Here is a 10,463-nt window from a genome sequence, read left to right on the forward strand (position 1 = left end):
CTTTTAGGGGTAACCACCAATCTGAGCTTTTTTATTTCAATTTTAAGTTGATCTCTTCATCCAAATATGTTGTGCCCTGATACCCTTGGATTTGCAACCAGCCTGGAACAATTTCTTCATCCGAAACCTCATTATGAATCTCGATCAATATTTTCGTTTGGTAATGGCGTGGCTTATCATTCACGTCCATGTTTGGATAAAAGTTATATTCATCCATGTTATATTTTTTTCCGTTTCTGTCAACAAGAACTCCTTCAATATCCGTAATTCCCATTGACATTGCTGAAGTGTTATTTCGACCAAGTATATTAAAATGGATTGATTCGAATTTTCGTCCTTCATGCATCGGAGCTGTTATTTCAACTTTTGTAGGCATTCCAAGCTCCACCTTGTCGATTGAAATAGTACTGCCAAGATATTCAAAGGTTTGAGGAAACGGTTGATTTATATCAATATCCACTTGATAAGAATCACTGACATAATAAGAAAAGGAGCTAAAGTGGATGTTGAGTTCTTTAGAGTCTTCAAAATACAGAGAATCAAAACGTGTTAAGAAAGAATTCCCATCCCCAGTTTCGTAAAGTGGAACATTTCCGAAGAAAGGATCTGGTTTTACTGTTTTTGTCTCCGTTTCAATTTCTGCAATATTCATTTCATGTATAAATTTATTATTATTTCCCTGTTCTGTTGTATATTTTAGTACTGTTACAGTTGGGGCAAGGATGAGCTTCTTAAACTTGATTGGGATGCCATCGATCGTAGCTCTTTCAACTAAAGTATGCTCAATTGAAGCTTGTTTTTGAACAGGGATTTCAAAGTTCCAGGTCCCTCTAATAAATGTACTCTCATCATAAGGATCTAACCACTCTTCAACTGAAGAGCTTTTTTCAACCTCTTGTAACTTTGAAATATTAAGTTTTATTTTTTCGTTTTCCTTTTTAATGGGTAATAAGCTGATTGTTCCTTTTAACACATTTTCCCCACTTTTTACTGGTTGAACAGGTAATTGATTGATGGGATAGGATAGATTTTCTAAAATATCTTCCTGGTTTTCTATTGAAACACCATTCCAAAAATTTATGCCATAGTGTTTCTCCTGTTCAAGACTTTCAACCTCATAATATATTAGGGTTTGGTAGTCATCGGCAATTGCACTTTTAATGGTAACCTTTACGCCGTTGCTTTCCTGTACAAAATTTAAAGGCTCCCCTATTCCACTTTTTAAATAAGCAAGTAGCTGCTCATCCTCCTTGTCACGCCAGTCGAGCCAGGAGTAATACATATATGAAAATCCATTAGTCACATAACCAATTAAGAGAAGTAAAAAGAGTGAGGAAGCGATTCCAGCACTAATGATTGTACATTTCTTTTTCTTTTTTCTTTTTTCTTCCTCTATTTTCTCTAAGCTTGTGATTACTTGGTCCAAAAACTCTCCCGGAACTTCGATCGTTTCGGCACCTTCGATAAGAGAGTATATCGTATTCTGAAAGCTCGCTAGACTAGTTTGACAGATTTGACATGTATGTAAATGTATTTCAAATTCAATTTTTTCCGGTCGTTCTAATGATCGACTTAAATAATCAATAAATTTTTCCTGGTAATGACCTTCCTTAACGCTGCTTAAACTCTGGATTCCTTTATGAAGACGGTCCTTAACTGTATAAATTGAGATTTCAAGAATTTCGGAAACCTCAGTTTGTGAAAGCCCTAATACATAGGTTAAAGCGAGGACATCATCTAAACCTCCCTGACGTAACCTTTTTTTACATTCCTCTACGAAAAGAGAAATCACCCATTTTTCAAAGTCTGGATTCTTTTTTTGTTTTTGAATGTCGGCTTGAACTTTTAGCATGATATTGTAAAAAACATCTTGAATGTCTTCGGTATTTTTCATATATGTCCATGCAAGCTTGTATAGGCTATCTTTCCTTTGTTCAAACCAATTGATAATGGCTCCCATATCTTTTTCTCGTATCATTTTTATTAAAATGGGATCAGTTTCTGCAATGATCACAATGTATGTCTCTCCCCTTGGAAAACATTTCTTTCTTCAATATTCAACATTTCCTGCATGAATCCTTCTTTATATTCAAAAAAAGAACCCCTTTGTAAGGAGTTCTACATGACTTGCTTTTTTAACTGGCTCGTAAATAGATTGAAATAATATCCCTTCTGCTGTAATAGGGATTCATGGTTACCTTTTTCGACAATTTCTCCTTCATTCAATACGATGATTTGTTCGGCTCTTTCAATCGTATTCAAACGATGTGCAATGATAAAACTCGTCTTCCCCTTCATCAACCGTTGTAGTGCTTCTTGAATTTTCATTTCTGTGACCGTATCGATACTACTTGTTGCTTCATCAAGTATGAGAATAGATGGGTTTGCAAGGATTGCTCTCGCTATCGAAAGAAGCTGTCTTTGACCTTGGCTAATGCCACTACCATCCTGTTTTAAAATCATCTTGTATTGATCTGGTAGCTTCATGATGAATGAATGAGCATTTGCTAATTTTGCAGCTTCTATTACCTCTTCGTCAGACGCATCAAGTCTACCATAGCGAATATTGTCCATAATCGTTGCCTGAAATAAATACGTATCCTGGAGCACAAATCCCATATTTTGACGAAGACTTTCCCTTGTCATTGTTGACGTATTTTTCCCATCAATTAAAATCGCACCATAATCTGGTTCGTAAAATCGAGATAATAAATTAATAATCGTTGTTTTTCCGGCCCCAGTTGGACCGACAAAGGCTACAGATTGTCCAGCTTTTACAGCAAATGAAACATCTTTTATTGTGTTCCCTTCCTTTTCATAGGAAAAAGCAACATGTTCAAATTCTACGTCCCCATGAATTTTGTTTATTCTTTTCGCTTTGGTTTCATCTCTAGCCTCGACTTCTTCATCTAAAATCTCAAATACACGCTCTGCACCCGCAATGGCAGAGAGTAACGTATTAAATTGGTTTGCCAGGTCATTGAGCGGACGAGTAAACTGTCTTGAATATTCAGCAAAAATAACAATCGTTCCGATAGTGATATATCCATTCAATGCAAGTACTCCGCCAACCCCTGCAATAATTGCAAAACTTAAGTTATTTAATACGTTCATAAGCTTGGGTATAAAACCTGAATAAGCTTGTGCAAAATAGCCAGCTTTCTTAAGCTTTTCACTTTTTTCTAAGAATTCGTTTATCACAGTTTCTTCTTGTGAAAAAGTCTTAACAATTCTTTGACCCGAAATTGTTTCCTCTATATACCCATTTAGTGCTCCTAAATAACGCTGCTGCTCTTTAAATAACTTCCCTGTCCGTTTTGTGATCCATTTAATCCCGAAAAACATAATCGGGATAATAATCATCGTGATTAGAGTCAGCAACGGGCTTAACCAAAGCATAATCGCCACTGTTCCCACTAAGGTAAGTACGCTTGAAAAAATTTGAATAACAGATGAATTCAAGGTTGAGCTTACATTTTCAATATCATTTGTAATTCGGCTCATAAGTTCACCATGTTGCCGTTTATCAAAAAAGTAAATAGGCAAACGATGCAATTGTTCAAATAGCTCCGTCCTCATGGAAAATACCGTGTTTTGCGCAATGCCGACCATCCAATAGTTTTGATACCAAAGAGATAAGGAATGTAGAATAAAGACAATTCCTAACCAAAGTAAAAGAACGAGTATCCCCTTATGCTCCTTAGTCACAATATAGTTATCGATTCCCCTCCCTAAAAGAAAAGGACCAAGGAGACCAAGACCAGAGCTTGCAACGACCATCACAAATACGGCCATCAATAATTTATGATTGACTGCTAGATAGGACCAAATCCTTTTAACGGTACCTACTCTATCCTTAGCTCGTTGCGGTTTATCCCCATGACTCTGTTTTGCACGATTCATTCGCGTTGACATGGGATTGTCCCCCCTCTCCGAACTGAGTTTTATAGACCTTTTTATAAAGAGGCGAGGAATGTAATAGCTCTTCATGACTCCCAGTAGCAAGTAATTTTCCATCTTCCATCAATAAAATTGTATCGGTTGCCATTGCAGTGTATATTTTTGAAGTAATAATCAGTGTCGTACAGGTATAATTTTTTAATTCCGCAAGAAGTTTAGCTTCCGTTTTAAGGTCAAGTGCACTTGTACTATCATCAAGTAAAAGAATTTTGGGACTTCGTACAAGTGCTCTTGCAATTGAAATTCGTTGCTTTTGCCCACCTGATAGGTTCACACCCTTTTGCCCAATGACTGTATCGTATTGTAATGGAAGCTTTTCAATCGTTTCATGTATTTGAGCTCGTTTCGCTGCTTCTATGATCTCCTCCATCGTTGCATCCTGTTTGCCCCAGCGGATATTATCCTTTATCGTTCCAGTAAACAATAGCGCTTCCTGTGGAACATAACCGATTTGTTTTCGTAATTCGTCTAGCTTTCTGTCTCTAACATCAATTCCGTCAATCTGAACACTTCCTTTGTCAGCATCATATAGACGAGGAATCAATTGAAATAAGGATGTTTTACCAGAGCCTGTCGCACCAAGAATTGCAACAGTTTCACCAGGTTGTATCGCAAACGTAATATCCTGTATAACTGACGCATTCGTTGCAGGATACCGAAAATCAACATGTGAGAAAATGATGTTACCTTTTGCATGTTGGACAGTTTTTAGATTCGTCTTAGATTCGATTAAATCTACCTCCGTATCTAATACATCAACAAGACGATCTGATGATGCTTTTGCCCGTGAGAAATGCATGATAATCCAAGAAAATACACCGAGCGCGCCAGTAATCCGAGTTGTATAATTGATGACCGCAACGACTTCTCCAACTTTGACGTTTCCTGAACTTACATCAATGCTACCAAACCAAAGAATGGCAATGATACTTCCATTCATTAATAGTAAAAGCACTGGCATCGTTAATTCGATGAGACGAAGTGAAGTGATTGTACGGTCTTTTAAGCCTTCGTTGGCATGAAAGAATCGTTTTGTTTCATGTCCCCATCTTACAAATGCTTTTATTAATCTCATCCCAGAAAGGTTTTCACGCATTACGCCGTTCACGATATCTAATTTCTTCTGGACAGATTGGAACAGTCTTCTTGCTTTTGTCATGACAAAAATGAGAAACAAAATTAAAAATGGGGTCGTTACGATGAGCATCATAGCAAGCTTTACATCAACTAAAAGAGCCATGACCATCCCAAAAATGATCAGCATCGGTGCACGCAATGCGATTCTTAAGCTCATGAACACTGTGTTTTGTAGCTGTGTTACATCATTTGTCATTCTGGTTATCAATGAAGCTGTATCGAATTTTTGAAGATTGGCGAAAGAAAAGGATTGGATTTTTCCAAACAATTCTTTTCTTACATCAAAAGCAAAACTTTGGCTTGTGTGTGAAGCGAAAAAGGAATTCGCAATTCCAGAGATAAAAGCTAGAAGCGAGATTCCAACCATAATTCCGCCCCACTTCATAACCACAGTTAGATCATTTTGTAAAATACCATCGTCAATCACCTTTGCGATTAAAAGCGGTTGCAAAAGTTCTACCGCAAGTTCAACAAATGTTAAAACTAGTGCGACTGAAATGGCTAATCGATATGGTTTTAAATACGCTAGCATTCTAAACATATGAGGCCCCCAAAGTTATACATAACAATTCTTTCGATTTTCTAAATTATTTCTATAATACAATATAATTCACTATTAATATAGAAAAAAACACCAAAAAGCTAGAAGCTTTTGGCGTTTTGCTGATGTTGTAGATTATGAGAATATAATTTTTGACTAGCAAAAAAGCTAATGAATGTCGCGGCTATGACAGCAATTAACATGAATAAATTCAGATGATGCATTCCTCTAGCAACATCCACCTGACTTGTGATAAGCATCCCCATGATACTTGCTCCAAAGGTTGTACCAATGTTTCTTGCAAAGAAATGAAGACTTGTCGACATTCCTTTTTGATGAGCTTCTGCTAATTCCTGGGAGCCAATTGTTCCAATCGTAACCACAATTCCGAACGCAAAGCCTTGAATGGTTAAAATCACAAAGATATACCAGAAGCTTGTGTCTTTATTCATGAAAAATGCGAGAATCGCAGAAAGCACTAGCAGGCAATTTCCGAAAAAAATCGTATTCCGATAGCCATATTTTAGGATCAAATTCCCCGACGGAACAGATGCAAACATCCAGGCTGCACTCATTCCGAATAGAACGAGACCACTAACGATAATTGAAAAACCTTGTACCTCTTGCATAAATAAAGGAACATAGTTCTGAAACGCAAAAATGCTTAAGAAAATCAAGACACCATTAATATTCATCCATGAAATATTTTTATTTTTTAAAATCTCAATCGGAATAAAGCGTTTATCTGATTTCTTCTCAGTAAAAATAAATGCGGCTAGGAAGATTATGCCTAATAAATTATAGATTACAAGATTTTCCGTCGTAATCGTGTTCATTAAAAATGCAAGCATACTTCCTGTGAAAAGAAAGGCACTGAGATAATTTAGTGGTGTATTATCCTTCGTAATGTTTTCTTTATAGGGGATTAAACATAAAAGAACAATAATCCCGATTGGAATATTGATAAAGAAAATCCAGCGCCATGACATTGTTTCAACGAAAAATCCACCTATTAGCGGTGCAATGACTGCGGAAACTCCCCACATAGCTGAAAAGAATCCCTGGATTTTCCCGCGCTTTTCGATTGAGTAAAGGTCGCCAGCAATGATCATCGTTAATGGTGTAACTCCACCAGCACCAAGCCCTTGAATACCGCGGTATACGATTAATTCCACCATCGAATCGGCTAATCCGCATAGTAATGATCCAATCGTAAAGAGAATAATAGAGATGCTAAATATCTTTTTTCTACCATAAATATCAGCAAGTTTCCCGAATATTGGTAAGGAAACAGTAGAAAATAAAATATATATGGCAAACATCCATCCATAAAACTTATAACCGCCAAGTGTATCCGCTATTGTTGGTGCCGTAGTCTGAAGAATTGTCGTATCCATAGCACTAATAAGCATTGCAAGCACAATACTTACTAAAACAAATGGTTTAGATTTCATTTTGTCTTCCCCTTTAATTCTAGAATTACTCTATTATACTACAGACAGTCGAAAAGAAAAGATGTGCGTTCTATAGACAAACACATGTCACCAAAAGAAAAATGAGGTAATTTAATGATCCGCGTTATTGCAATTACAAATGATAATGAACGTCTAACAGATGTCCACATTTCAGAAATAAGAAATATTGACTGTAAATGGTATTGGATTGATTTTAATCGACCAAAAACAGCAGAGGTTGAGGAATTATCACAAACCTTGCATTTCCATCCATTAGCTATAGAAGATTGTATCCATGTCTTACAACGACCAAAATTAGATTTTTATGAAAAAAATACATTCTTCGTTTCTCACAGTCTTCATCAAGAAACATTGGAAAAAGAAGAAATTAATATATTTTTAGGTGATGGGTATATTGTGACCTTTCATTTAAAGGAGTCAAGTGAAATTAATGATGTATGGAATCGATTAATGGTAACCGAAACGATTGAACAATGGGATCCTTCACTAGTGTTATATCACATCATTGATAAACTGGTTGATAATTATTTCCCGATTGTTTACCACCTCGAGGATACGTTAAATGAAATCGAAGACAATTCGAATGAAAAATCGATGGAAGAACTCCTTGATGAGCTTTTTGAAACACGACATAATTTGCTTGCTTTACGGCACACCGTAATACCCATGCGTGATTTGGTATATCGGATTATCAATTCGCATCGACTTGATTTGTTACAGCATCGGATTGAATATTTTCATGACATCCATGATCACCTATTAAGACTGACTGAAAAAATTGATGCGAGCCGTGAGTTGACAGCTGATATTCGTGATAGTTATTTATCTTTGAACTCTCACCAAACAAATAAAGTGATGCGGATTCTAACCGTCATCACGACCATCTTCATGCCACTCACCTTCATTGCCGGCATTTACGGCATGAACTTCGCACATATGCCTGAACTGACTTATAAATATGGGTATTTTGTGATTCAAGCCATTATGATTTTAATTGGTATTGGCATGTTTCTGTGGTTTAAGCAAAAGGGTTGGTTTCGGTGAAGATTAGTTTCTAATTGATTAAATACAGCGAGCCGCCCCAAACATTTGGGACGGCTCAATGAATTTTTTATTATTTATTTTTTTTCCCATTATTAGATTTCACTTTGTCGTACGAAAGTCCAAATCCATACTTGTATTCGACACCTGCTTTTGTCTTATAAGTGAAATGTTTGTATTCTTCAGGTGCGAAGCTTGGAACATCCCCAACTTCTCGTTCTAACGCTTTTTCATCAGCTGGAATAGCAAATGGAAGTTTACCTACAGGGTTGAATTTTCCAGTAATTACATCAAATACCGCTTCTTGTTGTGTACCAAAAGTACCGATAAATGCTGCTGCTTTTGGTTCTAGCTTATTAATCAGCCATTGGTTTGTAAAGTTTACAGCTGTGATAGTTGGAACTGCTTTTTGGATTTCAACAATTCGATCTACGTCAGTTACTCCCGTTTCTGGACCAACTGAAATACGAGGATTATTATCCCAGTTCGATTGTGTTGGTTTCACATATACATAAGCATGTGTTGCTTTTTTAACACTATCAACTAATTCGATATTCGGGTATTTTTCTTTAAGTGTTTTCTTTAAGTCCACTGTAAATCCAGCGGATTGTTTTATAGATTCCTCAATAACGTATTGTTCTGGATTAGCTTGACCTCTCGGTGCAGCAACTCCTACAAATCCTTCCACATAAAGCTTAACTTTTTCTAACTTTTCTTCTGTTAACGGTAATAGATTTTCACCCTTAACTTTATCATTTCGCATTAGAACAACAGACTTTTGGTGTGCTTCATATGCTAATGCTCTGTGTTCTTCATCGTTTGCTAGAGCAATAGCTTCATTAGGATTTACATATGGATCCTCAAATAAACCTAATGTCATCATTTCAGTTAGTGTATAAGTAATGGATTGATCAACTTTTGATTCATCTAATAGACCTTTTTGAACTGCCTCAATGACTAACTCTGGCGTTGCACCACCTGAAATAATGTTAGTTCCTGCATTGATCGCTTTTGCAACTTTTTCTACTGCCGTTTTATCCATATAACCCCATGCACTACCTGCAACAGCACCTGAGTCAGAGTTAATATATCCTTGGAAACCAAGACCTTCTCGTAAGTACTTGATAATTCCTTCATTTAAGGTCATTCCAACTTCTTCAAATTGCTCATTTTCACTATATGGTGGCAACCCTTGATCAGCACTATCATTACTTGGATATGCATAATATGGCATTACAGATGCTACACCAGCTTCGATTGCTCGTTGGAACGGAGGAATGTGATACTTTTCCATGCTTCCTTCTGTTGGATATATATTAAAGCTACCGTTCTCAAAGTGAGGATCTTGTCCATCATCACGAGCTCCACCGCCAGGGAAGTGTTTAACTGTGATGGCTACACCATTTGAGTCAAGTTTTTCACCTTGGAATCCTTTCACGATTTCATAGTTCATATCTCCAACTAATTTTGGATCTTCACCGAATGTCTCCTCAATTCTTGCCCAAAGTGGATCTGTTGCTACGTCAGCCATATATCCGTAAACCTTACGTATACCAGCAGATCGCCATTCTTGGCGGGCAATATCTGCAAATTCACCAACAGCTTCTACATCCCTCGCTGCTGCTAATCCTAATGTTCCAGGCCAGAATGTATGTTGATCCTGAACGTTCGTAATATTTGTATAATCTGTAGATTGTGAGTTTCTAGGATTTGAAGTAATTACAACCGGAATCCCTAATTCCAGTCCTTCTGCTAATTGTTGCATTTGGTTATTATAATTGGCAATATCGCCTAAGTTTTGTGATAGACGGTAAATAACATGACGTAATTTTTTATCAGTTACAATTTTACTATTTTCAGGTGTTACAAATTTCCCATCAGCAGGATCAGCTACTGGAGTGTGTGTATTGATATACAATAATCCAGCTTTTTGCTCAAGGCTCATCTTACTAACCAAATCAGCCACACGTTCTGAAACTGGCTTTCTCCAGTCTTCATAAACGTCTAAACTTCTACTGCCATTTGCATCTCTAAAATACTTGTCGCCAATTTCAAGAATTCTATCTTGAGTGGCTACCTCAATTTCTGGTTGACCGTCAGCTTTTGCAACTTTATAAGTTGTGATTGCTCCTCGACCAGTATACGGAGTAGCTTCCCCTTCTTCACCTGTGTACCCCTGCTCATCTGCAAACCCAATAGTCGGAGCTACAAGTGAGAGTGCAAGTGTACTTACTAACAGTTTTTTTCTTAGCTTTGAAGCTTTTCTGATTTGTTTTGATACGGATGCCATTTTCATTCCTCCCTTTGAT

Annotated in this window: 6 protein-coding genes; 1 reads left to right on the top strand and 5 read right to left on the bottom strand. The window is 36.9% G+C overall.

Annotation, left to right across the window (positions count from 1 at the left end):
• Window positions 1-31 precede the first annotated feature (31 nt).
• From V7147_RS17275 to V7147_RS17290, 4 genes are all read right to left on the bottom strand, one after another.
• Window positions 32-2,014, bottom strand: a complete 1,983-nt coding sequence (locus V7147_RS17275; RefSeq protein ID WP_335369075.1) for a DUF4179 domain-containing protein — start codon at window positions 2,012-2,014, stop codon at window positions 32-34.
• A 104-nt stretch (window positions 2,015-2,118) separates the two neighbouring features.
• The gene (locus V7147_RS17280; RefSeq protein ID WP_335369076.1) at window positions 2,119-3,915 is read right to left on the bottom strand and encodes an ABC transporter ATP-binding protein; all 1,797 of its coding nucleotides are present in this window, start codon (window positions 3,913-3,915) and stop codon (window positions 2,119-2,121) included.
• Window positions 3,872-5,638 (bottom strand): ABC transporter ATP-binding protein, encoded by a 1,767-nt coding sequence (locus V7147_RS17285; RefSeq protein WP_335369077.1) that lies wholly within the window; start codon window positions 5,636-5,638, stop codon window positions 3,872-3,874. Before V7147_RS17285 ends, V7147_RS17280 begins: the two co-directional genes overlap by 44 nt.
• 101 nt (window positions 5,639-5,739) lie before the next feature.
• The gene (locus tag V7147_RS17290; RefSeq protein WP_335369078.1) at window positions 5,740-7,092 is read right to left on the bottom strand and encodes an MDR family MFS transporter; all 1,353 of its coding nucleotides are present in this window, start codon (window positions 7,090-7,092) and stop codon (window positions 5,740-5,742) included.
• A 114-nt stretch (window positions 7,093-7,206) separates the two neighbouring features.
• Here V7147_RS17290 and corA point away from each other — a divergent pair, with 114 nt between their 5' ends.
• On the top strand, window positions 7,207-8,157 hold the full coding sequence (gene corA, locus V7147_RS17295; RefSeq protein WP_335369079.1) for a magnesium/cobalt transporter CorA: 951 nt from the start codon (window positions 7,207-7,209) through the stop codon (window positions 8,155-8,157).
• Between the two features lie 70 nt (window positions 8,158-8,227).
• Here corA and V7147_RS17300 read toward each other — a convergent pair.
• On the bottom strand, window positions 8,228-10,463 hold a 2,236-nt coding region (locus tag V7147_RS17300), incomplete at its 5' end, for a glycoside hydrolase family 3 protein (RefSeq protein ID WP_335369080.1).

It is taken from the genome of Bacillus sp. JJ1521 (genome assembly GCF_036965165.1).
Taxonomy (GTDB): domain Bacteria; phylum Bacillota; class Bacilli; order Bacillales; family Bacillaceae_L; genus Ferdinandcohnia.

Bases quoted from the DNA above. Each gene is read 5' to 3' on its own strand.
- V7147_RS17290 (WP_335369078.1), bottom strand. From the start codon at position 7,092: ATGAAATCTAAACCATTTGTTTTAGTAAGTATTGTGCTTGCAATGCTT.
- V7147_RS17280 (WP_335369076.1), bottom strand. From the start codon at position 3,915: ATGTCAACGCGAATGAATCGTGCAAAACAGAGTCATGGGGATAAACCG.
- V7147_RS17285 (WP_335369077.1), bottom strand. From the start codon at position 5,638: ATGTTTAGAATGCTAGCGTATTTAAAACCATATCGATTAGCCATTTCA.
- corA (WP_335369079.1), top strand. From the start codon at position 7,207: ATGATCCGCGTTATTGCAATTACAAATGATAATGAACGTCTAACAGAT.